Origin of the sequence: Nocardia sp. NPDC058244 (assembly GCF_042882065.1) — a bacterium.
In the GTDB taxonomy this organism is placed as follows: domain Bacteria; phylum Actinomycetota; class Actinomycetes; order Mycobacteriales; family Mycobacteriaceae; genus Nocardia.
This window is the reverse complement of record NZ_JBHVWX010000010.1, coordinates 105,764-129,132: the sequence shown is the minus strand read 5'-3', so window position 1 is coordinate 129,132 and position 23,369 is coordinate 105,764. Positions and strand designations below refer to the sequence as shown.

Sequence of the window (23,369 nt, the reverse complement as noted above, 5' to 3'; positions counted from 1 at the left end):
CAGGTGGTCGAACACACGCGGAAGGGTCGGCTGGTTGTACTGGTCGGCCCCTCGGCCGTGGGTAAGTCCACGGTCGTGCGGTGCGTGCGGGAACGCCTGCCCGAACTGGTATTCAGCGTGTCGGCGACGACCCGGGCCCCCCGGCCCGGGGAAGTCGACGGCCGGGACTATCGTTTCGTTTCCCGAGCCGAGTTCGACGCCATGATCGCGGCGGACGAACTGCTCGAATGGGCGGACATCCACGGGGGGTTGCAGCGATCGGGCACCCCCGCGGCCCCGGTGCGGGACGCACTGGCGGCCGGACATCACGTTCTGCTCGAGGTCGATCTGGCCGGTGCGCGCTCGGTCCGGCAGGCGATGCCGGAAGCGCTGCTGGTGTTTCTCGCGCCGCCGAGCTGGGAAGAACTGGTCTCGCGCCTGCGGTCCCGCGGCACCGAGACGCCCGAGGTGATCGAGCGCAGACTCGAGACCGCCCGGGTCGAATTGGCGGCCTGTGACGAGTTCGACACGGTCATCGTGAACAGCGAGGTGACGACCGCCTGCGAGCAGTTGGTATCGTTATTCGTTAGCACAAATTCGAGTTCTTGACCCACTAACCCCGCAGGAGCCTCCCCTAGTGAGTACGGACATCGCAGCCGCGCCCGCGTACGACACCCCGATCGGCCTCACCAACCCGCCGATCGACGAGCTGCTCGAGCGCACGTCGTCCAAGTACGCCCTGGTGATCTACGCCGCCAAGCGCGCGCGTCAGATCAACGATTACTACAACCAGCTCGGTGACGGCATCCTCGAGTACGTCGGCCCGCTGGTCGAGCCCGGCCTGCAGGAGAAGCCGCTGTCGGTCGCCATGCGTGAAATCCACTCGGACCTGCTCGAGCACACCGAGGGCGAGTGACAATCTCTTTTCCGGAGGCGTAGAGACCATGCGGATCGTCGTCGGGGTCGGCGGGGGCATCGCCGCCTACAAGGCGTGTGCCCTCGTTCGCCGGTTCACCGAGACCGGCCATCAGGTGCGGGTCATCCCCACCGAGTCGGCCCTGCAGTTCGTCGGTAAGGCGACCTTCGAGGCACTGTCCGGCCAGCCGGTGCACACCGGCGTGTTCGCCGACGTGCCCGAAGTGCCGCATGTCCGGATCGGCCAGGAGGCCGACCTCGTCGTCATCGCCCCCGCCACCGCGGACCTGATGGCGCGCGCCGCTCAGGGCCGCGCCGACGATCTGCTCACCGCCACCCTGCTGACGGCTCGATGTCCGGTGCTGTTCGCGCCCGCGATGCACACCGAGATGTGGGAGCATCCGGCGACGGTGGCCAATGTCGCGACGCTGCGAGCGCACGGCGCCAATGTCATGGAACCCGCGTCGGGCCGGCTCACCGGCACCGACACCGGTCCGGGCAGGCTGCCCGAGCCGGAGGAGATCTTCGGTCTGGCCTCGCTGCTGCTCGAACGTCCCGACGCGCTGCCCCGCGACCTGACCGGTCGCCGCGTGGTGATCACCGCCGGTGGCACCAGGGAACCGCTCGATCCGGTGCGTTTCCTCGGCAACCGCAGCTCGGGCAAGCAGGGCTACGCCCTGGCCAGGGTCGCCGCCCAGCGCGGTGCCCAGGTGACGCTGATCGCGGGCAACACCATCGAGCTCGCGCCGCCCGCCGCCGTGGACCTGGTCCACATCACCACCGCCGACCAGCTCAAGACCGCGGTCGACAAGCACGCGCTCGGCGCGGACGCGGTGATCATGGCGGCCGCGGTGGCCGATTTCCGTCCGACCCATGTCGCCGCTGCGAAGATCAAGAAGGGCGCTGACGAGCCCGACGTGATCCCGCTGACCAAGAACGAGGACATCCTCGCCGGCTTGGTCGACGCCCGCACCGACGGCAGGCTCGCCGGCACCGCGATCGTCGGCTTCGCCGCCGAGACCGGAGACGACAACGGTGACGTGCTCACCCACGCGCGCGCCAAACTGGCCAGGAAGGGCTGCGATCTGCTCGTGGTCAACGCGGTCGGGGAGGGCAAGGCGTTCGAGGTCGACACCAACGACGGCTGGTTGCTCGGTGCCGACGGCACCGAACAGGCCCTCGATCACGGCTCCAAGGCGCTGCTGGCCAGCCGGGTGCTCGACGCGCTCGTCCCGCTGCTGCGCTGACCGGGTACGGTCGCCGAAAGCTTCGCGAGATCTGTTGCGCTGCAATGATCGTCGCGCAGTGTACTGCGTACGGACACCGTCCGTGGGCGCCTTCGCCGCTTCGGTGAACAGTCCGGGACAGTCTGTGTGCACTGCGCCACCTCGTCGGTGGTTTGGAATAGTCTGAGAAGAAGGGTTGTGCGGTAGCACCGAGAAGTTACCGTCACAAGCCGACACGAGTAACCCGTTGAGGGAGAGGGAATAACTGTGCGTACGACAGGTAGTCGGCTATTCACCAGTGAGTCCGTGACGGAGGGGCATCCGGACAAGATCTGTGACGCGATCAGCGATTCCATCCTCGACGCGCTGCTCGCGGCTGACCCGCGCAGCCGGGTCGCGGTGGAGACTCTGGTGACCACTGGTCAGGTCCATGTCGCGGGCGAGGTCACCACCTCCGCCTACGCCGACATCCCGCGGATCGTCCGGGAGAAGGTCCTCGAGATCGGATACGACTCCTCCGCAAAGGGTTTCGACGGCAACTCCTGCGGTGTGAACATCGCGATCGGTGCCCAGTCGCCCGATATCGCGCAGGGCGTCGACACCTCGCACGAGGCGCGCGTCGGCGGGTCCGACGACGAGATCGAGCGTCAGGGCGCCGGTGACCAGGGCCTGATGTTCGGCTACGCCACCACCGACACTCCCGAGCTGATGCCGCTGCCGATCGCGCTCGCGCACCGGCTCTCGCGCAAGCTCACCGAGGTCCGCAAGTCCGGCGTGCTGCCGTACCTGCGTCCCGACGGCAAGACCCAGGTCACCATCGAATACGACGGTGACAAGCCGGTCCGGCTCGACACCGTGGTCATCTCGACCCAGCACGCGGCCGATATCGACCTGGACAACCTGCTGGCCCCCGATATCCGGACGAAGGTCGTCGACGCCGTCATCGGCGATCTGAACCTGCCGACCCTGGACACCTCCGACATCCGCCTGCTGGTCAACCCGACCGGCAAGTTCGTGCTCGGTGGCCCGATGGGCGACGCGGGCCTGACCGGCCGCAAGATCATCGTCGACACCTACGGCGGCATGGCCCGCCACGGTGGCGGCGCGTTCTCCGGCAAGGACCCGTCGAAGGTCGACCGCTCGGCCGCCTACGCCATGCGCTGGGTCGCCAAGAACGTCGTGGCCGCCGAGCTCGCCGAGCGCGTCGAGGTGCAGGTCGCGTACGCGATCGGCAAGTCGGCCCCGGTCGGCCTGTTCGTCGAGACCTTCGGCACCGAGAAGGTCGACCCGGCCCGCATCTCGGCGGCCATCTCCGAGGTCTTCGACCTGCGTCCGGGCGCGATCATTCGCGACCTGGACCTGCTGCGCCCGATCTACGCGCCCACCGCGGCCTACGGACACTTCGGCCGTACCGATGTCGACCTGCCCTGGGAGCACACGGACCGCGCCGACAAGCTGCGCGCGGCCGTCGGCCTGTAAGACCCACCGCCCGCGTGGCAGCGGACGAGACGACGACAGCAGCGGGACACCCGATCGCTCGGGTGCTCCCGCTGCTGTCGCCTGCGCACCTGGACCGTGACTTCGACTATCTGGTCCCCCCGGAACTGGACGAGGTCGCGCAGCCGGGCGTGCGGGTGCGGGTCCGCTTCGCGGGGCGGCTCGTCGACGGGTACCTGCTCGAACGCCTCCCGCGCAGCGAGCACACCGGCAAGATGGTGAAGCTCGAACGCGTCGTCTCCCCGGAGCGCGTCCTCACCCCGGAGGTCCTGCGCCTGGCCACCGCGGTCGCCGCCCGCTACGCGGGCACCCGCGCCGACGTCCTGCGCCTGGCCATCCCACCCCGCCATGCCAGGACCGAGACCGGTGGCACGAAGAAGTCCACCGCCGCAACGGAATCCGCGGCCGCCGAGCCGACGCCATCCGACGGTGGCGCCGAGCTCGATCGGCCCCCAGCGACCACGGGACAGGCTGGGGCCGATGCCGTCGTCGAGGATGTCGCCGGTGATCCGATTCCACCGGGACCGGCGCTCTCTGACGCGCCTTCCCCGCTCGATCCGGCTGACCGGCGGCCGACCGACGGCACCGGTGACGAGCCCGGCGTGCACGCCGAGGAGGCGCGGCCAACGGCGGGATCCGGTGCGGATGATGCGGCGTCCGATGCACCCACAGAACTACGCGTCGACACCTCGGCGTGGCAACGCTACGTGCACGGCGAGGCGTATGTCGCCGCCTTGCGGCAGGGCAGAGGCGCGCGCGCCGCGTGGCAGGCGCTGCCCGGCGAGGACTGGGCGGCGCGGCTCGCCGAACTCGCCGCGACGGTGGTGGCGAGTGGACGCAGCGCGGTGCTGATGGTCCCGGATCAGCGCGATCTGGACCGGCTGCTCGCCGAATGTGTTCGGCTGGTGGGGGATTCGGCGGTCGGGCTGGCGGCGGGGCTCGGGCCCGCGGCGCGCTACCGGCGCTGGCTGGCGGTGCTGCGCGGTCAGGCGCGGATCGTGGTCGGCACGCGGGCGGCGGTGTTCGCGCCCGCGCGTGATCTCGGGCTGATCGCGATCTGGGACGACGGCGACGACACCTACGCCGAGCCACGCGCCCCGTACCCACACGCGCGGGAAGTCGCCATGCTGCGGGCGCACGAGACGGGTGCGGCCTTCGTCGCCGCCGGGTTCGCCCGCACCGCCGAGATCCAGGCCGTCGTCGAATCCGGCTGGGCCCGTGACCTGCTCGCCGAGCGGCAGGTGCTGCGCGAGGTGATGCCGCGGATCAGCGCGCCCGGTGACACCGATTTCGCCCTGGAACGCGATGCGCTGGCGCGCGCGGTCCGGATGCCCGGCGTCGCCTTCGCGGCCGCCCGCGCGGCGATCAAGGAGAACGCCGCGGTGCTGGTCCAGGTGCCTCGGCGCGGCTATGTCCCCTCGCTGGCCTGCGCGAAATGCCGGACGCCCGCCCGCTGCCGGCACTGCAACGGGCCGCTGTCGCTGCCGCAGGCCACCGACGGCCAGGCGGCGAGCCCGCAGTGCACGTGGTGTGGGATCACCGAGGCGGCCTTCCGCTGCCAGGCCTGTGGCGCGCGGGCACTGCGGGCGATGGTGATCGGTGCGGCGCGCACCGCCGAGGAACTCGGCCGGGCCTTTCCCGGCGTGCCGATCCGGGGCTCGGGCGGTGGGGAGGTCATCGACACCGTCGAGCCCGGCGCCCAGGTGGTCGTCGCCACGGTCGGTGCCGAACCGCTGGTGCGCGGCGGCTACGGGGTGGCGCTGCTGCTCGACGGCTGGGCCCTGCTCGGCCGGGCCGACCTGCGCGCGAGCGAGGACACGCTGCGGCGGTGGATGGGTGCCGCCGCCCTGGTCCGGCCGCGCGGGCAGGTCATCGTGATGGCCGAACCGGCCCTGCCCACCGTCCAGGCGCTGGTCCGCTGGGATCCGGTGCACCACGCCGCGGCCGAACTCGAGGCGCGCGCCGAGGTGGGGTTCCCGCCCGCCGTGCGGCTGGCCGCCGTCGACGGGACGTCCGCCTCGATCGCGGAGTTCCTCGACGCGGCGGCGCTGCCCGACGGCACCGAGGTGCTCGGTCCGGTGCCGCTGCCGCCGACCGCGCGCAAGCCGTTCTCCGGCGGCGACTCGCCCGCCGAGGTCGAGCGCATGCTGCTGCGGGTCGGCCGATCCGCGGGGGCGCCCCTGGCCCGCGCCCTGACCGCCGCGCAGGCGGTCCGCAGCTCCCATCGGTCCGACGACCCGCTGCGGGTGCAGGTCGACCCGGTCGACATCGGCTGATCGGCGCGCCCGGACCGCCGGGCGCGACCCTGCGGACACCTGTCGGATCAGACGCCGCCACGCCCTGCCCTACCATGACCTCGGGTGAGCAGAGAGGATCGTGGTGGAATTCTTCACGACGCGCGACGGGACGTACGTGGCGAACGATCTGGCGGTCAGCCGCTGGTCGCCGAACCAGCTGCACGGTGTCGCGGTGTGCGGGCTGCTCGCGCTGGAGGCCGAGAAACACAGCCCGGGTGCGGGTTTCGTCCCCGCGCGGCTCTCAGTCGACCTGTTCCAGCAGGTCACCCGGGACCCGATCACGCTGCACAGCGCGGTGGTGCGGGCCGGTAACCGCATCAAGGTCGTCGATTCCTGGCTCGTCCAGCGGGACCAGACCCGGGCCAGGGCGACGGTGACCTTCCTGGCCGCCACCGAGGATCCGCCGGGAACGGTCTGGCAGCCGCCCCGGACCCTGCCCGCCCCCGCGGAACGCCGCGACGATCCGCAGGGTGCTCTGCCGCTGTTCAAGTCCGGTGACGCCGACTGGATCGCCGACTTCGGCGCGGCGCGTGACGCCGAGCGCAAGGTCACCTGGCAGAACCTGCCCCCGCTGGTGGCCGGGCAACCGTTCACCCCGTTCCAGCGGGCCGCCGCCACCGGTGACCTCACCAACCTGGTCTGCCACTGGGGTTCGCGCGGCGTCGGCTACATCAACGCCGACATGACCCTCACCCTGTCCCGGCTGCCGGTGGGCCCGGAACTCGGCATGCAGGCCCTCGACCACGTCGGGAACGCCGGGGTCGCGGTGAGCACCGCCACCATGTACGACCGCGAAGGCCCGCTCGGTACCTGCGTGATCACCGCCGTGGCCAACGACCGGCGCCGATCGGTCCCCGCCCACCGTGGCGAACCGATGCCGGCGACCGCCGAGGGCTGACACCGGGCCCGATGAATTCGCGCGGTCGCCGTCGTCTGCACTGACGACGGCGCGCACCCGCGCGTCCCCGAACCGCGCCCTGGAGGTCCCGTGGCGACAACCCTCTCTCGCGACGAACTGTGGGCGCTGACCCACACCGAACGCGCGGCCCTCGCCGATGACCTCGCGCTCGTGGACGACGACCGGTGGGCCCGGCCATCCCTGTGCGGGGACTGGACGGTCGAGCAGGTCGTCGCCCACCTCACCGCGGCGGCGAGTATCGGGCGACTGCGCTGGCTGGCCAGTGTGCTCGGGGCCCGCTTCGACTTCGATCTGCACAATGCCCGGCGGCTCGCCGAGCATCGCGGGGCCACCCCCGCCGAAACCCTCGCCCGGTTCCGGGCGGTCGTCACCAGCACGACGGCGGCGTCCGGGCACACCGCCGCCTGGCTCGGCGAGGTCGTCGTGCACGGCCAGGACATCCGGCGACCACTCGGGCTGTCCACCACCCCGTCGACGGCGGCCGCTACGGCCGTCGCCGACTTCTACGCGAGCCGCGATTTCACCGTGCCCAGCAAGACCACCATCGCGGGCCTGCGCCTGGAAGCCACCGACGGGCCCTTCGCCACGGGCACCGGTCCGCTGGTCAGCGGTCCGACGATCGCGCTGGTCATGGTGATGGCGGGCCGCGCCGCCGGTGCCGACGCGCTCGCGGGCCCCGGTCTGCCGACGGTGCTGGATCGTCTGGCCGACCAGACATGAGCTGAGCCCGGCACCGCGGACTCCGCTCAGCGGAACATCGCCCGCTGCCCCAGCGCCCACTCCGCGTAGGCGGTCGCCGGACGGCCGAGCACCCGCTCGATATCACCGCTGACCTGCTGCTCCGCCGCGGTCGGCGTGCCGAGGATGGTCAGCGTGTGGTCGGCGACCGCCGCCGGCATGAACCGCAGCATGTTCTCCTTCGCCTGCTCGGCGGTGAGTTCGACGAAGCCGATCGGATCGTCGATGGCCACGGCGAGCGCGGCCGCCTGGTCGCGCGGAGTCACCACGGCCGGGCCGGTCAGGGTGTAGGCGCGCCCGGCGTGCCCGTCTTCGCGCAGGGCCACGGCCGCGACCGCCGCGATGTCCCCGGGGTCGACCGCGGGCAGACCGACATCCCCGAACGGCGCGGCGACGGTCCGCGCGGTGCGTACCGGCTCGATCCAGGCGTAGGTGTTGGAGAAGAAGGCGCCCGGGCGCAGCGCGGTCCAGGCCAGGTCGGACTCGGCCAGCGCCAGCTCGAACGCGATGGTCCGCGCGTATCCCGCGGAGTCGGGCCGGGTCACCGCGCCCTGCGAGGACACGAACACCACGCGGCGGATACCGGCGGCGGACGCGGCCTTCAACAGGTCGGCCGGTTCGGGGCCGGTCATCAGCTGCTCGCCGGTGATCAGCAGGAACAGGGCGTCCGCGCCCTGGAGTGCGGGGGAGAGGCTGTCGAGGTCGCCCAGGTCGGCGACGACGTGTTCTACGCCCGCGGGCAGGTCGACCGGGGTGGCGCCGCGGGAAACGGCCCTGACCTGCTCGCCCGCCTCGGCGAGCAGTCCGACCAGCTGGCGGCCGATATTGCCGGTGGCTCCGGTGACGACGATCATGAAAACTCCTGAGTTAGTTGGCTGACTAACTCACCGTAGCAACGCTCGTCGGGGTTGTCTATAGTTAGTTGCATGACTGACTCAGTGGCGGGAGCGCGGCCGAAGATCGGCAAGCGGGAGCGGCTCGTCGAGGCGGCCGCGCGGGTCTTCTACGAGCAGGGCGTGGAGAAGACGACCATCGCCGACATCGCCACCGCGGCCGACGTGCCGGTCGGCAACGTCTACTACTACTTCAAGACCAAGGATCAGTTCGTCCACGCCGTGATCGACACCCACGCGAGCGTGCTGGCCGAGATCGTCGCCCGGATCGAGCCGCTGCCCGGGCCCGCCGAACGGCTCAAAGCGATGATCGCGAGCTGGGTGGACCAGCGCGACCTCGCCGCGCGCTACGGCTGCCCGACCGGTTCGCTGGCCGCCGAACTGGACAAGCGGCCCGACGCCTTCGGCGGCGAACCGGCGCGGCTGATGAGCCTGCTCATCGACTGGGCGCGGGCCCAGTTCACCGAACTGGGCCGGTCCGACGCCGCCGAACTCGCCGTCGCCTTCGTCGCGTCGTATCAGGGCATCTCCCTGCTCGCCAACACCTTCCGCGACCCCGACCTGATGGTGACCGAGGGCGCGCGGCTGACCCGCTGGATCGACGAGCTGGCCGGGCAGGGCTGAGCTCACCCGGCGGGCTGCCACCCCGAGCACAGCAGATCGATCGTGGTGATCCGGTCCCGCTCGGTCGTGAGGAAGACGCGTTGCTCGGCGATCCGGGCCGCGCCGGGATCGTGCGTGGGTCGCATCCGGACCAGCCAGTGCAGGGCGAGCTTGTCGCCGCGCCGTTCGTGACCGGCGTCGACGACGGTGAAGTCGTCCGGGCCGCCGAACCAGCCGCGGAACCGGTCCATGGTCGGGCCCGCGCCCACCGCGTCGAACGGGCCGGGCGGGATGAGCCCGCGCAGGCGCACCTCGGGGGCGAGGCAGGCGGTCATGGCGGTGAAGTCGCGCCGGATGAGCGCGGCGAGAAACGTGTCGGCGACCGGGGAGTCGGTCGTCTGCCGGGGAGCGGTGGAGGTAGTCATACCGGAAGTGTCGCCCCGCGCGCGGCGGCCGGGCATCGGGTGATCACCCGATCTTCGCGGGCTGATCCTCGTCCGGCAGCAGACCGTGGCGCATCGCGAACACCGCCGCCGACCCCCGGCTGTGCACCCCGATCTTGGTGTAGATGTGCTCGACGTGGCTGCCCGCGGTGCGCGGGCTGATGCCGAGGACCTGCCCGATCTCGCGGGTGGACCGGCCGCGCACCAGCAGCGCGAGGACATCGAGTTCGCGCGCGGTGAGCCCGGCGACCTGCGCACGCTTGCGCGGCCTGCGGCCGTCGACGGCGGCCAGCACCGCCGCCACGGCGTCGCCGTCGAGCCGGCCCGCGGTCACCTCGGCGCGCAGGACGCGCGCCCGGTCGTCGGGGTCGACGGCCGGGCGGTGCGGGCGGTCCTCGGCGAGGGCGCGCGCCATCTGCGCGGCGGCCAGCAGACGCGCGGCCGGAGGCAGCATCGAGCCGGTGAGCCCGCGCGGATAGCCGGAGCCGTCCATCCGCTCGTAGACCATCGATGCCGGTCCCGCGAGCTGCGCGAGGTGCGGGCTGCGGGCCAGGATGCGTTCGGTCAGGTAGGGCACCATCCGCACGCGTTCGCGTTCGCTCGGGGTCAGCGGGCCCGGCTTGTTCCAGATGCCGGTGGAGACGCCGATGGTGCCGAGCCGGCACACCAGCCCGGCCCGGCGCAGCGTCGTCGCCTGCTCGGCGGGCAGGCCGTATTCGCGGGCCGCCGCCGCGGCCAGCTCGGCCACGGCGCGTGAATGGCCGAGGAACCAGGTGGCTTTCGCGTCGGCGTAGTCGGCGAACACCGTGAGCACCTCGGTGAGTTCGGCCTCGGGAACGGGGCGGTCGAGCGCGGCGCAGCCGTCGATGACGTGCTGCCAGGCGTCGACCCGGTCCAGTCCGTCGAGCAGCGCGCCGTCGTCGCGAACGCACAGCTCGACCAGCTCCGGATCGAACTCGGTGCCGCTGCGCGAGCGCAGCATCCGCACGGCGGCCTCGACGCCGCCCATCCGGGCGTGCACCTCGGCGTCGTCGGCGATGTGGACCACCCGCATCACCGGGATGATCCCGTCGCCGCGCAGGCCGGCCGGCACGCCGTGGCCGTCCCAGCGTTCGAAGGCCTGCGGCAGCGCGGTGCGGACCGCGGCGGGCAGGTCGAGGCGCTCGGCGATGTCGGCGGCGGTCCGGCAGTGGGTGAGCAGTGAGTCCATGCTGTCGCGCACGCCGCCGGCGAGGAAGCGGCTGGTCACCGAGATCCGGTGGAGCGGGGAGCCGGTCGTGGCGAGGTGGCCGAGCAGGAAGGTGAGCATCGGCAGCCCGGTCTTGTCGATCTGATAGCTGTCGGCCCTGATCCGCAGGTCGTCGCCGAACCAGCGCGCCATCTCGGGGGAATCGGCGACGCAGCCGACCCACGCCAGCAGCGAAATGTAGTACGCGGCAGCGCGATCGGCGTCGGACAGGCCCGCGGCGGCGGCGAGCCGGGTGGCCAGCACGGTCTGGCGCAGGACGTGCTCCTGTGGCTGGCCCAGACCGAGGTCGGTGGCCAGCGACAGCGAGGCGACCAGTTCGGCCAGGCGCATCGGCCGGCGCGGCTCCGTCATGGTGAATTCAGAATACCCCTTGCGTTCGATGCATTGCCGATATATCGTCGATAGTGTCAAGAACAACGAGAGGGCCTGAGGAGGCTGTCATGCACAACGCAGAGAATCGAGAATTCGGACACTTCGGTCGCGGTCGTGGACCCGGCCACGCGGAATTCGGTCCCGATCGGCGGCAGTTCCGCCGAGGTGGGCGACACGGGCACGGTCCCGATTTCGGACCGGGCTTCGGTCCCGGGTTCGGCCCTGGTTTCGGACCCGGCTTCGGCCGTGGACGCGGCCGCGGCGGCCGGGGCAGGCGCGGTGACGTGCGTGCCGCGGTGCTGCTGCTGCTCGCCGAGCGGCCCATGCACGGCTACGAGCTGATCCAGCAGATCCGCGAGCGCAGCGACGACATCTGGCGTCCGAGCCCGGGGTCCATCTACCCGGCCCTGGCCCAGCTCGAGGACGAGGGACTGGTGCTCATCGAGAAGGTGGCCGGTCGCAAGACCGCCCAGCTCACCGACGAGGGCAAGGCCTACGTCGAGGCCAACACCGAGGAACTCGGTGACCCGTGGGCCGAGGTCAAGCAGGATGTCGGCGCCCAGGCGCTGGATCTGCGCGGCCTGGTCGGACAGGTCATGGGCGCGGTCGGTCAGGTCGCCCAGGTCGGGACGGCGGAGCAGGCGGCCAAGGCGGCCGAGGTGCTCACCGAGACCCGGCGGGCGCTGTACCGCATCCTCGCCGAGGACGACATCGCGCCCGCCGGCGACGTCACCGACGAGAAGTGACGCCACGGTGTCCCCAAAAATTAGGGGCAAAGATTACCCGGTTCTGAGGATGCGAAACCCGAACGAGTGGAGTACTTGTTTGGGATATGGAACAGCGGAATCGGTTGTGGGTTTGGGGAACTGCACAAAAGCGACGCGCGGGCGCGCTAGGCCTGGCCCTGGCCGCCGCGCTGGGCGGATGGGCGGCGCCGCTCGCCGCCGCGGAGCCCGCGGGCTACCGGCCCGCCGTCGTCCCGACCGAACCGGGGCCGCGGCAGAGCGATCATCTCGCCGCCGCACGCTACATCGACGACCATCCGTCCGCTGTTCCGCAGGGGCTCAACGACTTCGGCTGTAAGCCGACCGCCGGACATCCGCGTCCGGTGGTCCTCGTGCACGGTACCGACTCGAGCGCGTACTCCGATTGGGCGGGTATCGGTCCGCAGCTCGTCGACGCGGGCATGTGCGTGTTCGCCCTGAACTACGGCGGGGCTCCGGGCGCCGACACCTACGGCACCGAGGACATGCGGGTCAGCTTCGCGCAGGTCGGGGCGTTCGTCGACGACGTGCTGGCCGCGACCGGGGCGACGAAGGTCGACCTGGTCGGCTTCTCCCAGGGCGCCACGGTCAGCCGCTTCTATGTCAACAAGCTCGGTGGCGCGGCGAAGGTCGGCACCTGGGTCGGCCTCGCCTCGCCCAGCTACGGCGGCGTGATGTACGGCCTGGTCCCGGTGGGACAGGCCGTGCCCGGCATGATGGACGTCTTCGCCAAGGTCACCTCGACGGCGGCGGTCCAGCAGGCGCAGGGCGAACCGCTCATGGTCGAACTCAACGCGGGCGGCGACACCGTGCCCGGGGTCCGCTACGTCACCGTCGGCAGCCGCGTGGACGAGATGATCCAGCCCTTCGACAACATCGCGCTGCACGGCGCGGGCGCGGAGAATCTCGTCCTGCAGGATCTGTGCGCCGACGACCTGACCGGCCACTTCCACATGGTCTACGACCCGTTCGTGCAGCAACTGCTGCTCCAGGTGCTCGATCCGGCGCACGCGCCCGCTCCGGTGTGCGCACCGGTCGCGTTCGGCACCGGCATCCCGCAGGTGATCATCGCCGGGAACTCCTGACGACCACGCCGGACGGGAGCACCGGCGGCGGTCACTAGAATAGGACGACCGCACTTCGTCCAGCCGGGAGCCGCCGCGTGACCATTCAGCCCGTTCGCCTGTTCGGCGATCCGATTCTGCGTTCCCGTGCGGATGCGGTCACCGAGTTCGGTGCCGAACTCGGTCAGCTCATCGCCGATCTCACCGAGACCATGCACGACGACGGCGGGGTCGGGATGGCGGCGCCGCAGATCGGCGTCGGGCTGCGGGTGTTCGTCTACGACACCGGCGACGCCGCGGGCCACGTGGTGAACCCGGTGTGGTCGGCGATCGGTGACGACGAGCAGGTCGGGCCGGAGGGCTGCCTGTCGATTCCCGGCGTGCGCTACGACGTGCGCCGGGCGCTGCGGGTCGCGGTCTCCGGTGTCGACAGTGCCGGTGCGCCGGTGGAATTCGAGGCCGAGGGACTGCTCGCGCGCTGCGTGCAGCACGAGACCGACCATCTCGACGGCGTGCTGTTCGTCAGCAAGCTCGAGCCCGCCGACCGCAAGGACGCGATGCGCACCATCCGCGAATCCGACTGGTTCCGCAACGGGGTGACCGTGCGCGAGTCCAGCGGTGTCGGCGGTGGCCGCTGATGCGCGTCGTCTTCGCGGGCACCCCCGAACCCGCCGTGCCGTCGCTGCGGCGGCTGATCGAGAGCGAACGGCACGAGGTGGTCGCCGTGGTCACCCGGCCCGACGCCGTCGCGGGTCGTGGCCGCAAGCTGCTGCGCTCGCCGGTGGGTCAGCTCGCCGACGAGCACGGTATCCCGGTGCTCACGCCGCGCAAGCCGTCCGAGCCGGAGTTCGTCGCGGCGCTGACCGAGCTCGCGCCGGACTGCTGCCCGGTGGTCGCCTACGGTGCGCTGCTGCCCCAGCAGGTGCTCGACATTCCCGCGCACGGCTGGATCAACCTGCACTTCTCGCTGCTGCCCGCCTGGCGTGGCGCCGCGCCGGTGCAGGCGGCGATCGACGCCGGTGACGACATGACCGGTGCGTCGACCTTCCTCATCGAGGCCGGACTCGACACCGGCCCGGTGTACGGCGTGATGACCGAGAAGATCAACGTCACCGACACCGCGGGTGAACTGCTCGGCCGGCTCGCCGAGGCGGGTGCCGTCCTGCTGGAGAAGACCATGGACGGCGTGGAAGACGGGACGCTGCAAGCGATTCCGCAATCCGCCGACGGTGTGTCGTACGCGCCGAAGGTGACCGTGGAGGCGGGCCGGATCCGGTTCGACGAGCCCGCACTGGCCATCCACCGCCGGATTCGCGCCGTCACCCCGGCGCCCGGCGCGTGGACCGAGATGAACGGACTGCGCCTCAAGCTCGGCCCGGTCGAGATGGTGGAGGAAACCTTGCCCGAGAGCGAGATCGAGGTGCGCAAGTCCGGCGTCTTCGTCGGCACGTCGACCACGGCGGTCCGGCTCGGTCAGGTCCAGCCACCCGGCAAGAAGATGATGAACGCTCTCGACTGGGCCCGCGGCGCGCGCCTGGCACCGGGCCAGGTGATCGGATGAGCGCCTCCGATCGCCGGCGTCGCCGCGAAGCCGACGCACGCGGCACGACGCCACGTGACGAGAAGAAGGTCACGGGCAAGGACGTCGACGGCGGCTGGGCGGCCCGCGCGGCCAAGGGCGGCGGCACCGTCCGCGCCGGCGGCGGCAGCTCGCAGCGCTCGAACTGGTCGGACGACCGCGGCACCACCGGTGACCGCCGGTACGGCGGTTCCGGGGACCGGCGTGAGGGTGGCGGCACGAGCGACTGGCGGCGCGACGACCGTGGTCGTGGCGCGAGCGATTCGCCCGGTGGCGACCAGGGCGGTCGTGGTGCCGGTGACTGGCGGCGCGGCGCGGACCGTGGTCGTGGGCCGAGCGATGCGCGTGGTGGCGACGAGGGTCGTCGTGGCGCTGGTGACTCGCGGCGTGGTTCGGGCGCGGGGGACTCGCGCGGCGCGGACCGTGGCGTGAGTGATTCGCGTGGTGGTGGCTTCGGCGGTCGGAGTCACGGCGACGACCGGCGCACCGACGCTGGTGAGCGCGGTGGCTCGGGTGCGCGGGCCGGTGGCGGCACTGCCGGCGATCGGCGCGGGCGTGACGAGCGGTCGGGCGGTCCGCAGAGTCGGGGTGGTGCGGCCGGTGGCCGACCTGCCGCGGATCGTGGTGCCCGCGTCGGAGATTCACGTGGTGGCTCGGGGGATTCGCGTGGTGGAGCGGGGCGCGACGGTGGTTCGCGGTCGGGTGATTCCGGCCGCGGTGGCAAACGGCCGGCGAGTGAGCGCGGTGGTAGCCAGGCCGGGCGCGGTGCGGAGCGCAGGCGCGAGGATCGGCCGGATCCCAGTGTGCCGAGCCCGCGCAAGCGGCGCGGCGAACCCGTCGATCCGGCGCGCGAAGTGGCCCTCGATGTGCTGCGGGCGGTGCGCGATCGCGACGCCTACGCCAACCTGGTGCTGCCGAAGCTGCTGCGCGAGCGCAAGATCAGCGGGCGCGATGCCGCGTTCGCGACCGAACTCACCTATGGCGCGAGCCGGTCGCAGGGGCAGCTCGACGCGGTGATCGCGGCGTGCGCGGGCCGTCCGGTCGCCGAGATCGACGGACCGATCCTCGACATCCTGCGCCTGGGCGTCTACCAGCTGCTGCGCACCCGCACGGGCGCGCACGCGGCCGTCGACACCTCCGTCGACCTGGCCCGTGCCGAATTCGGCCAGGGCCGTGCCGGTTTCGTCAACGCGGTGCTGCGTAGGGCGGGGGAGAAGACGGCCGAGGAGTGGGTGGCCGAGCTGGCGCCCGCCGATCCGGTCGGCGGCCTCGCCTTCGAATACGCCCATCCCACCTGGATCGCCCAGTCCTTCGCCGACGCGCTCGGCGCGCAGGCGGGCGAGCTGGCCGCGCTGCTGGCCGCCGACGACGAGCGCCCGGTCGTGCACCTGGTCGCGCGGCCGGGAGAGATCACCGCCGAGGAGCTCGCGCTGGTCACCGGCGGCGAGGAGGGTCGCTGGTCGCCGTACGCGGTGTACCTCGACGGCGGCGACCCCGGTCAGCTGGAACCGGTCCGCGACGGCATCGCGGCCGTCCAGGACGAGGGCAGTCAGCTGGTCGCCCTCGCCCTGACCAGGGCACCACTGGACGGCCCCGATCAGGGGCGCTGGCTCGACCTGTGCGCGGGCCCGGGCGGCAAGGCGGCCCTGCTCGGCGCGCTGGCCGCGATCGACCTGTTCACCGTCGACGCCGTCGAACCGGCCGAGCACCGGGCCGAACTGGTCCGCAAGTCGACCCGCGGCCTGCCGGTCACGGTGCACGTGGCCGACGGTCGCGACAGCGGTCTGGCCCCCGGGTACGACCGCATCCTCGTCGACGCGCCGTGCACCGGTCTCGGCGCGCTGCGCCGCCGCCCGGAGGCCCGCTGGCGGCGCACCCCGGCCGACGTGCCGGAACTGGTGACCCTGCAGCGCGAATTGCTCGCCGCCGCCTGGGACCTGCTGCGTCCCGGCGGTGTGGTCGTGTACTCCACCTGCTCGCCGCACCTGTCCGAAACCGTCGGCGTCGTCGGCGATTTCGTGCGCCGCTCCGGTGCCGAGCAACTCGACACCCGCGCGTACCTCCCCGGCGTCACCGACCTCGGCGACGGACCGTCGGCGCAGCTGTGGCCGCACCGCCACGGCACCGACGCCATGTTCCTCGCGGCCCTGCGCAAGCCGCTCGGCTGACCCCTTCCGTGGCCGGCGACAGCGACGCCGGCCACGCTGGGTCCTGCGTGTGGGTTCGGACGTCGACGACACGCGACATTCGTCCAATCGCCGCGCCCCGCATCGAGCGCAGAATCGGTGCATGGCGATGACGTGGGAACAAGTGGTGGCGGTGGCGACGGAGCTACCGGGTGTGGAGGAAGGCACCTGGTGGCGCACGCCGGGACTGAAAGTCGGAGGCAAGGGCTTCGCGCGCCTGCGGGTCGAAGCCGAGGGCGGCCTGGCGCTGCTGTGCGAACCGGCCGAGAAGGAAGCGCTGCTGGCCTCCGGTGACCCGGTCTTCTACACGACACCGCACTACGACGGGCATCCGTTCATCCTGATCGACCTCACGGCGGTCGATCCCGAACAGCTCGCCGAACTCATCGACAGTGCCTGGTGGTTGCGGGCGCCGGCCCGGATGCGGCGCGAGCGACAGGGCGCGTAGGGGACGTCGTTGTCCCGGCGCGACGGGGAACTCAGTCCCGTTCGGACAGTTCGCGCAGGCGGGCAAGGGTTTTCGCGAGGATACGCGAGACGTGCATCTGGGAGATCCCCAGCTGGGTGGCGATCTGGGTCTGGGTCATCGACTCGAAGAAGCGCATCGTCAGGATGCGGCGTTCGCGTTCGGGCAGCCCGGCCAGCAGCGGGCGCACCGCGATGTACTCCTCGACCCGATCGAACTGCGACTCCTCCTCGCCCAGGGTGTCGAGCAGGGACGCGTCGCTGTCGCGACCGACCGAGGCGGCATCGATCGAGGTGGGCTGATACGCGTTGCCCGCGATGACGGCCTGGGTGACCTCGTCGGGGTCGACATCGAGCTCGGCCGCGATCTCCTTCGCGGTGGGGGAGCGGCCCAGCCGTTGCGAGAGCTGGTCGACCGCTGCCCCGATGCGTAGGTGAGTCTCCTTGACCCGCCGCGGAACTCGCATCGCCCAGGTGTTGTCGCGGAAGTAGCGCCGGACCTCGCCCATGATCGTCGGCACCGCGAACGACAGGAAGTTCGAGCCACGGCTCAGGTCGAACCGGTCCACCGCGTGCACCAGGCCGACGCGCGCCACCTGCGACAGATCGTCGAACGGTTCGCCGCGGCCGCTGAACTTCCTGGCGATGTGATCGGCCAGCGGGATGCAGCGGTTGATCAGCGCGTCGCGCGCCACGGCGTGCTCGACGCTGCCGGGCGCGGTCGCCGCGAGCCGCTCGAACAGGGCGCTGACGTCGTCGTAGCCCGAGACCGGCTCCTCGGTCTCGGTGTCGTCGACGGTGTCCTCGGCGGGGTTCTCCGGTTCGGTGGTGGTGTCGGCGCGGGTTTCCTGGTCGGGCTTGTGGTCTTCGGTGGTGTCCTCGCCGTGCACTACGCCTTCCCCCGGACCCGACGGAATCGGACCGTCGTCGGATAGCCGGCCACGGCCGCGTCGAAGCCCTGCTGGTCGGCGCTCACCTCGTCGCTGAGCGTGCGCAGCACGTGCCAGCCGAAGCTGCGCTGGTCGGGCATGCCCTCGGCCCCGGCCACACCGTCGACGCGCACCAGCAGTTCGGTGTCACCGACGACGAATTCGCAGGTGAGCGCCGAATCGGGCGCGGCGATCGCGATGAGGGTCGAGCAGACCTCGTCCACGGCCAGGCGCACGTCGGCGACCTCGTCGAGGGTGAAATCGCTGAGTAGGACCAGGGTTTCGGCCAGTCCGCGCAGGATCGGCAGCTGGGTCAGCGATGCTGCTACGCGAATCTCCACCGGGGCGCTGAACAGCCCTTGTTCCGCCGAAAAATTGGTCACCCTATGGAGGCTACCCACATCCCGGCAGGGCAATCACCATTTGGTCGCTACACTTGCGCGCTGTGTCCACACCGACGTTCACCCGCCCGGCCGTGCCGATGATCGCCCCGTCCATCCTGTCTGCGGACTTCGCGAATTTGGCCGCCGAGGCCGCCGCTGTCGAAGGATCCGACTGGCTCCACGTCGACGTGATGGACGGCCATTTCGTGCCGAACCTCACACTCGGCCTCCCGGTCGTGCAGAGCCTGCTCAAGGCGACCGACATCCCGTTCGACTGCCACCTGATGATCGACGACCCGGGCCGCTGGGCGCCGGGCTACGCCGAGGCGGGCGCCTACAACGTCACCTTCCACGCCGAGGCGACCGACGATCCGATCGCGGTGGCCCGCGATATCCGTGCCGCCGGCGCCAAGGCCGGGCTCTCGGTGAAGCCGAACACCCCGATCGAGCCGTACCTGGAAATCCTGAAGGATTTCGACACCCTGCTCGTGATGAGCGTGGAACCCGGCTTCGGTGGGCAGTCGTTCATCCCGAGCGTCCTGGAGAAGGCACGGATCGTCCGTAATCTCGTCGACGCGGGCGAGTTGCGGCTCGTCGTGGAAATCGACGGCGGCATCAATACCGACACCATCGAACAGGCCGCCGCGGCGGGCATCGATTGTTTCGTCGCCGGCTCGGCCGTCTACAACACCGCCGATCCCGGCGCCGCCGTGCAGACACTGCGCAGCATGGCGACGTCGGCCTGGCTGTAGTTCGCGAATTCGGTTACAGGGAGCGGAGTTTGCGCGTGCCCAAGGCTCGCGCCGCTTCGATCACGGCGTGCAGCGGGGGCCGGTTGTCGGCGGCCTCCGGTGCCTGCACCCAGGTGCGGTAGCCGGTGCGCTCGTCGTCGGGCGAGGGCAGCACGATCTGGCTGCCGTGGCAGGCGACCGTCGCGTAGAGGCGGAACAACTCGGCGGACGCGGTGGTGGTCAGGGTGTCGGGGCGGCACGGGCCGGTCAGGAACGTCCAGCGCCTGGCCCGCGGATGGTCGACGACCGGACCGGCGATCGCGGCGCCCCGCAACCGGGCCTGCACGCGCTCGCCGAGATCACCCGGCATGGTGACCGCGCCGTAATGCGCGCCGATCTGGAGCAGAATGCGACGGGAATCCGGATCGATCGTCGCGGGCAGATGGAGTTCGCGCCGATAACGGACGCACCGAATTTCCAACGTGGAATCGACCAATGTGCTCACGCGGCACCCCCACATCTTTCGAACCTGTTGTGACCCACAGTGTTGTCTGACTTCCTGGAGTGGTGGACTATCCCTGGGTCGAACTCCCCGCGGCCTCGCCGCAGGTCGGATGCGTCACCGACCTGCCCATGATCATCAGTTGAACGGCGAGAATCGGTGACGTAACAATATTGCGTCAATGGCATCATCGGCGCAAGCATTCGAATCACCGTGTTTCGAGTTCGGAATTCCGGGGTAAAGCCAGGTTAGAGCCGTCGAGTGAATGGGCGCGACCGGTTCGCCGAAAATTCGATTGAACGATTACCACCGGAATGATTAACGGTGGGGTTGCGTCATGTCGATGTCTGTTTGCCGACCGTTCGATGCGGCGGCGCTCGTTTCCCCCGGTTCGATCATGCTCGCGGTCCGATTCGACCCCGACTCGTCGGGGCTCACTCGCCCCGCCACTAGGCTGTGCGGCGAGCGGGTACCGCCGGGAATAGCGGCCACGCACCTGCTGTTGGGCCCAACGGGTACGGATGACGCGACAAGGGAGTGCAGGCATGTTCACAGGGATCGTCGAAGAGCTGGGCGAGATCGTCGCCACCGAACAGCTGGCCGACGCCGCCCGGTTGACGATCCGCGGCAAGCTGGTCACTTCCGATGCCGGCCACGGCGATTCGATCGCCGTCAACGGCGTCTGCCTGACCGTGGTCGACGTGGTCGACAGCGACAGCTTCACCGTGGACGTCATGGCGGAGACGCTGAACCGGTCGAGCATCGGTGCCCTGGTCACCGGCTCCCGGGTCAATCTCGAGCGGGCCGCGGCGCTCAACAGCCGCCTCGGCGGGCACCTCGTGCAGGGCCACGTCGACGGCACCGGCACCGTGCTCTCGCGGACCCCGTCGGAGAACTGGGAGGTCGTGCGGATCTCGCTGCCCGACGCGATCGCGCGCTACGTGGTGGAGAAGGGCTCCATCACCGTCGACGGCGTCTCCCTCACGGTCTCCGGCCTCGGCATCGCCGACGAGCCCGCCGCCGACGGCACGCGCGACTGGTTCGAGGTGTCGCTGATCCCGACCACGTTGGCGCTGACCGTGCTGGGCACCGCCCCGGTCGGCACCACGGTGAATCTCGAGGTCGATGTGATCGCCAAGTACGTGGAGCGACTCGCCCAACGCGGATGACCACCAGGCGGCATGCGGTCATCGGAACCCCCGATCGCACGCCGTACTGTGGTATCCGATGCGAATCGAGGCCGTGCGGCCGAGGAACACGCGGCCCCGGCCGCCAAGATTACGGAGCAAGCAGACGTGACCAGGTTGGACAGCATCGAGCGCGCGGTCGCCGATATCGCGGCCGGTAAGGCTGTCGTCGTCGTGGACGACGAGGACCGTGAGAACGAGGGCGATCTCATCTTCGCGGCCGAGAAGGCCACCCCGGAGCTGGTCGCGTTCATGATCCGCTACACCTCCGGCTACATCTGCGTGCCGCTGACCGGCGACGACTGCGACCGGCTCGGCCTGCCGCCCGCCTACGCGATGAACCAGGACAAGCACGGCACCGCCTACACCGTCTCGGTCGACGCGCGCGAGGGCATCACCACCGGCATCTCCGGCGCCGACCGCGCGGTCACCATGCGCCTGCTGGCCAGCGCCCAGGCCAAGGCCGACGAGTTCACCCGGCCCGGCCACGTGGTGCCGCTGCGCGCCAAGGACGGCGGCGTGCTTCGCCGCCCCGGCCACACCGAGGCCGCGGTCGACCTGGCCCGGATGGCCGGTCTGCGCCCGGCGGGTGTGATCTGCGAGATCGTCAGCCAGAAGGACGACGGCCACATGGCCCGCACCGACGAGCTGCGGGTCTTCGCCGACGAGCACGACCTGGCGATGATCTCGATCGCCGACATGATCGCCTGGCGGCGCAAGCACGAGAAGCACGTCGTGCGGGTGGCCGAGGCCCGGATCCCGACCGCGCACGGTGACTTCAAGGCGGTCGGCTACCAGAGCATCTTCGACGACGCCGAGCACGTCGCGCTGGTGCGCGGCGACATCGGCGACGGCGAGGACGTGCTGGTGCGGGTGCACTCCGAGTGCCTGACCGGCGACGTCTTCGGTTCGCTGCGCTGCGACTGCGGTCCGCAGCTGGACGCCGCGCTCGAGATGGTCGACGCCGAGGGTCGCGGCGTGGTCCTCTACATGCGCGGGCACGAGGGTCGCGGCATCGGCCTGATGCACAAGCTGCAGGCCTACCAGCTGCAGGACACCGGCCGCGACACCGTCGACGCCAACCTCGACCTCGGCCTGCCCGCCGACGCGCGCGACTACGGCACCGGCGCGCAGATCCTGGTCGACCTGGGCATCCGGTCGATGCGCCTGCTCACCAACAACCCGGCCAAGCGCGTCGGGCTCGACGGCTACGGCCTGCGGATCACCGAGCGGGTGCCGATGCCGCTGCGGGCCAACGCCGAGAACCTGCACTACCTGCGGACCAAGCGGGACCGGATGGGCCATGACCTGATCGGCCTGGACGACCTGGATCTGGGCGAGACCGCGCAGTGATCACCACGCACACTCCCGAAAGGCGGCAACGATGAGCGGCACGGGTGTCCCGTCCTTCGCGCTGGCCCAGGCCAAAGACGTCAAACTCGGCATCGTCGCCTCGCGTTGGCACACCGAGATCTGCGACACCCTCGTCGCCAACGCGCAGCGGGTCGCGAAGGAAGCCGGCGTCGAGCAGGTGACCGTGGTGCGCTGCGCCGGCGCGATGGAACTGCCGGTGGTGGCCCAGGAACTGGCCCGCACGCACGACGCCGTCGTCGCGCTCGGTGTCGTGATCCGTGGCGGCACACCGCATTTCGAGTACGTGTGTGATGCGGTGACGGCGGGTCTGACCCGGGTCTCGCTGGACGCGGCCACCCCCGTCACCAACGGCGTGCTGACCACGAACGACGAGGAGCAGGCACGCGACCGCGCCGGGCTGCCCGGCTCGGCGGAGGACAAGGGCGAGCAGGCCTGCGCCGCCGCCCTCGACGCCGCGCTCACGCTGCGCGCGCTGCGATCGGCGTGACCGTGCCGGTGGTGCGGACCTGGCGACGCGGCGCGGGTGTCCCCGAACCCGGGCAAGCCTGGGAGTTCGAGGTGCGTCCGCGCCGGGCGATCCGGACCGCGGTGGTCGTCGCGATCGTCATCCTGGTGTTCTTCACCTTCGGCGGCCTGCTGCTGCGCACCGGCTCGACCGGCGTGAACTTCCGGTTCGCCGACCAGATCGCGATGATCCTGATCGGCGTCCTCGGCGCGGGCGCGGTCCTACTGCTCACCCGCCCCCGGGTCCGCGCGGGCGCCGCGGGCGTCTCGGTCCGCAATATCCTCGGCGACCACGAGTACCCCTGGTCCTACATCCGCGGCGCGTCCTTCCCCGACCGCAAGTCCTGGGCCCGCCTCGAACTCGCCGACGACGACTACGTCCCCATGCTGGCGATCCGCTCCAACGACAAGGCCCACGCCGCCGACGCCATCGAACGCCTCCGCGACCTCGGCGCCAAGTACACGTCCACCCCGGACTGAGCTTTCTCGACCACCCTCGGCCGCGGTTCGGACCACCCAAACCCCGCCGAGGCCCGTGATGCCCAGGAACGCAAGGCGGGGGGGGCGCGG

At 71.1% G+C, this 23,369-nt stretch carries 25 protein-coding genes; 19 read left to right on the top strand and 6 right to left on the bottom strand.

From position 1 onward, the window contains the following. The first annotated feature begins 3 nt into the window (after nucleotides 1-3). From gmk to ACFVW6_RS29130, 7 genes are all read left to right on the top strand, one after another. Nucleotides 4-588 carry a guanylate kinase gene (gene gmk, locus ACFVW6_RS29160; protein ID WP_357345105.1) on the top strand — a complete coding sequence of 195 codons (585 nt, stop codon included), beginning with the start codon at nucleotides 4-6 and terminating at the stop codon, nucleotides 586-588. Continuing rightward, entirely contained in the window at nucleotides 575-895 is a 321-nt protein-coding gene (rpoZ, locus tag ACFVW6_RS29155) for a DNA-directed RNA polymerase subunit omega (protein WP_373867119.1), read from the top strand. The genes gmk and rpoZ overlap by 14 nt, the downstream gene beginning before the upstream one ends. Before the next feature lie 28 nt (nucleotides 896-923). After that, nucleotides 924-2,141 (top strand): bifunctional phosphopantothenoylcysteine decarboxylase/phosphopantothenate--cysteine ligase CoaBC, encoded by a 1,218-nt coding sequence (coaBC, locus tag ACFVW6_RS29150; RefSeq protein ID WP_218721690.1) that lies wholly within the window; start codon nucleotides 924-926, stop codon nucleotides 2,139-2,141. Nucleotides 2,142-2,387: 246 nt separating this feature from the next. After that, the gene (gene metK / locus ACFVW6_RS29145; protein ID WP_355281347.1) at nucleotides 2,388-3,599 is read left to right on the top strand and encodes a methionine adenosyltransferase; all 1,212 of its coding nucleotides are present in this window, start codon (nucleotides 2,388-2,390) and stop codon (nucleotides 3,597-3,599) included. Between the two features lie 14 nt (nucleotides 3,600-3,613). After that, entirely contained in the window at nucleotides 3,614-5,893 is a 2,280-nt protein-coding gene (locus ACFVW6_RS29140) for a primosomal protein N' (RefSeq protein WP_378830144.1), read from the top strand. 103 nt (nucleotides 5,894-5,996) lie between these two features. After that, a complete protein-coding gene (locus tag ACFVW6_RS29135; RefSeq protein WP_378830145.1) occupies nucleotides 5,997-6,812 on the top strand; it encodes an acyl-CoA thioesterase domain-containing protein in 816 nt (271 codons plus the stop codon). Between the two features lie 90 nt (nucleotides 6,813-6,902). Beyond that, complete coding sequence (locus ACFVW6_RS29130; RefSeq protein WP_378830146.1) at nucleotides 6,903-7,553, top strand: maleylpyruvate isomerase family mycothiol-dependent enzyme; 651 nt, start codon at nucleotides 6,903-6,905, stop codon at nucleotides 7,551-7,553. 26 nt (nucleotides 7,554-7,579) lie between these two features. Here ACFVW6_RS29130 and ACFVW6_RS29125 read toward each other — a convergent pair whose 3' ends face one another. Beyond that, nucleotides 7,580-8,425, bottom strand: a complete 846-nt coding sequence (locus ACFVW6_RS29125) for an SDR family oxidoreductase (RefSeq protein ID WP_378830147.1) — start codon at nucleotides 8,423-8,425, stop codon at nucleotides 7,580-7,582. Between the two features lie 72 nt (nucleotides 8,426-8,497). On the opposite strand from ACFVW6_RS29125, the gene ACFVW6_RS29120 reads away from it, so the two are divergent. Then, the gene (locus ACFVW6_RS29120; protein WP_378830148.1) at nucleotides 8,498-9,088 is read left to right on the top strand and encodes a TetR/AcrR family transcriptional regulator; all 591 of its coding nucleotides are present in this window, start codon (nucleotides 8,498-8,500) and stop codon (nucleotides 9,086-9,088) included. Between the two features lie 2 nt (nucleotides 9,089-9,090). Here ACFVW6_RS29120 and ACFVW6_RS29115 read toward each other — a convergent pair whose 3' ends face one another. Together ACFVW6_RS29115 and ACFVW6_RS29110 are read right to left on the bottom strand one after the other, a co-directional pair. Then, entirely contained in the window at nucleotides 9,091-9,492 is a 402-nt protein-coding gene (locus ACFVW6_RS29115) for a nuclear transport factor 2 family protein (RefSeq protein WP_378830149.1), read from the bottom strand. 43 nt (nucleotides 9,493-9,535) lie between these two features. Beyond that, the gene (locus ACFVW6_RS29110) at nucleotides 9,536-11,110 is read right to left on the bottom strand and encodes an HD domain-containing phosphohydrolase (RefSeq protein ID WP_378830150.1); all 1,575 of its coding nucleotides are present in this window, start codon (nucleotides 11,108-11,110) and stop codon (nucleotides 9,536-9,538) included. 89 nt (nucleotides 11,111-11,199) lie between these two features. On the opposite strand from ACFVW6_RS29110, the gene ACFVW6_RS29105 reads away from it, so the two are divergent. From ACFVW6_RS29105 to ACFVW6_RS29080, 6 genes are all read left to right on the top strand, one after another. Beyond that, the gene (locus ACFVW6_RS29105) at nucleotides 11,200-11,877 is read left to right on the top strand and encodes a PadR family transcriptional regulator (protein ID WP_365006729.1); all 678 of its coding nucleotides are present in this window, start codon (nucleotides 11,200-11,202) and stop codon (nucleotides 11,875-11,877) included. An 86-nt stretch (nucleotides 11,878-11,963) separates the two neighbouring features. After that, on the top strand, nucleotides 11,964-12,980 hold the full coding sequence (locus ACFVW6_RS29100; protein WP_378830151.1) for an esterase/lipase family protein: 1,017 nt from the start codon (nucleotides 11,964-11,966) through the stop codon (nucleotides 12,978-12,980). Between the two features lie 77 nt (nucleotides 12,981-13,057). Continuing rightward, nucleotides 13,058-13,597: a peptide deformylase gene (def, locus tag ACFVW6_RS29095; RefSeq protein WP_357345122.1), complete on the top strand. Its 540-nt coding sequence runs from the start codon at nucleotides 13,058-13,060 to the stop codon at nucleotides 13,595-13,597. Further along, nucleotides 13,597-14,520, top strand: a complete 924-nt coding sequence (fmt, locus tag ACFVW6_RS29090; protein WP_357345124.1) for a methionyl-tRNA formyltransferase — start codon at nucleotides 13,597-13,599, stop codon at nucleotides 14,518-14,520. The genes def and fmt overlap by 1 nt, the downstream gene beginning before the upstream one ends. Nucleotides 14,521-15,341: 821 nt before the next feature. Further along, nucleotides 15,342-16,706 carry an RsmB/NOP family class I SAM-dependent RNA methyltransferase gene (locus tag ACFVW6_RS29085; protein ID WP_378830504.1) on the top strand — a complete coding sequence of 455 codons (1,365 nt, stop codon included), beginning with the start codon at nucleotides 15,342-15,344 and terminating at the stop codon, nucleotides 16,704-16,706. Between the two features lie 121 nt (nucleotides 16,707-16,827). Continuing rightward, a complete protein-coding gene (locus ACFVW6_RS29080; protein ID WP_355281328.1) occupies nucleotides 16,828-17,172 on the top strand; it encodes an MmcQ/YjbR family DNA-binding protein in 345 nt (114 codons plus the stop codon). 31 nt (nucleotides 17,173-17,203) lie between these two features. Here ACFVW6_RS29080 and ACFVW6_RS29075 read toward each other — a convergent pair whose 3' ends face one another. After that, nucleotides 17,204-18,079 (bottom strand): RNA polymerase sigma factor SigF, encoded by an 876-nt coding sequence (locus ACFVW6_RS29075; protein WP_378830152.1) that lies wholly within the window; start codon nucleotides 18,077-18,079, stop codon nucleotides 17,204-17,206. Continuing rightward, on the bottom strand, nucleotides 18,079-18,501 hold the full coding sequence (locus ACFVW6_RS29070) for an anti-sigma factor (protein ID WP_378830153.1): 423 nt from the start codon (nucleotides 18,499-18,501) through the stop codon (nucleotides 18,079-18,081). The genes ACFVW6_RS29075 and ACFVW6_RS29070 overlap by 1 nt, the downstream gene beginning before the upstream one ends. A 98-nt stretch (nucleotides 18,502-18,599) precedes the next feature. On the opposite strand from ACFVW6_RS29070, the gene rpe reads away from it, so the two are divergent. Then, nucleotides 18,600-19,253, top strand: coding sequence for a ribulose-phosphate 3-epimerase (rpe, locus tag ACFVW6_RS29065; protein ID WP_378830506.1), 654 nt, complete (start codon nucleotides 18,600-18,602; stop codon nucleotides 19,251-19,253). Nucleotides 19,254-19,266: 13 nt separating this feature from the next. Here the strand turns inward: rpe and ACFVW6_RS29060 are convergent, their stop codons facing one another. After that, complete coding sequence (locus ACFVW6_RS29060; RefSeq protein WP_378830155.1) at nucleotides 19,267-19,737, bottom strand: hypothetical protein; 471 nt, start codon at nucleotides 19,735-19,737, stop codon at nucleotides 19,267-19,269. 542 nt (nucleotides 19,738-20,279) lie between these two features. Between ACFVW6_RS29060 and ACFVW6_RS29055 the strand changes: the two genes are divergently transcribed. From ACFVW6_RS29055 to ACFVW6_RS29040, 4 genes are all read left to right on the top strand, one after another. After that, nucleotides 20,280-20,903 (top strand): riboflavin synthase, encoded by a 624-nt coding sequence (locus tag ACFVW6_RS29055; RefSeq protein WP_378830156.1) that lies wholly within the window; start codon nucleotides 20,280-20,282, stop codon nucleotides 20,901-20,903. Between the two features lie 126 nt (nucleotides 20,904-21,029). After that, nucleotides 21,030-22,274: a bifunctional 3,4-dihydroxy-2-butanone-4-phosphate synthase/GTP cyclohydrolase II gene (locus ACFVW6_RS29050; protein WP_355281319.1), complete on the top strand. Its 1,245-nt coding sequence runs from the start codon at nucleotides 21,030-21,032 to the stop codon at nucleotides 22,272-22,274. A gap of 31 nt (nucleotides 22,275-22,305) precedes the next feature. Beyond that, nucleotides 22,306-22,782 (top strand): 6,7-dimethyl-8-ribityllumazine synthase, encoded by a 477-nt coding sequence (ribH, locus tag ACFVW6_RS29045; RefSeq protein WP_355281318.1) that lies wholly within the window; start codon nucleotides 22,306-22,308, stop codon nucleotides 22,780-22,782. 2 nt (nucleotides 22,783-22,784) lie between these two features. After that, nucleotides 22,785-23,279 carry a PH domain-containing protein gene (locus tag ACFVW6_RS29040; RefSeq protein WP_378830510.1) on the top strand — a complete coding sequence of 165 codons (495 nt, stop codon included), beginning with the start codon at nucleotides 22,785-22,787 and terminating at the stop codon, nucleotides 23,277-23,279. Nucleotides 23,280-23,369 lie beyond the last annotated feature (90 nt).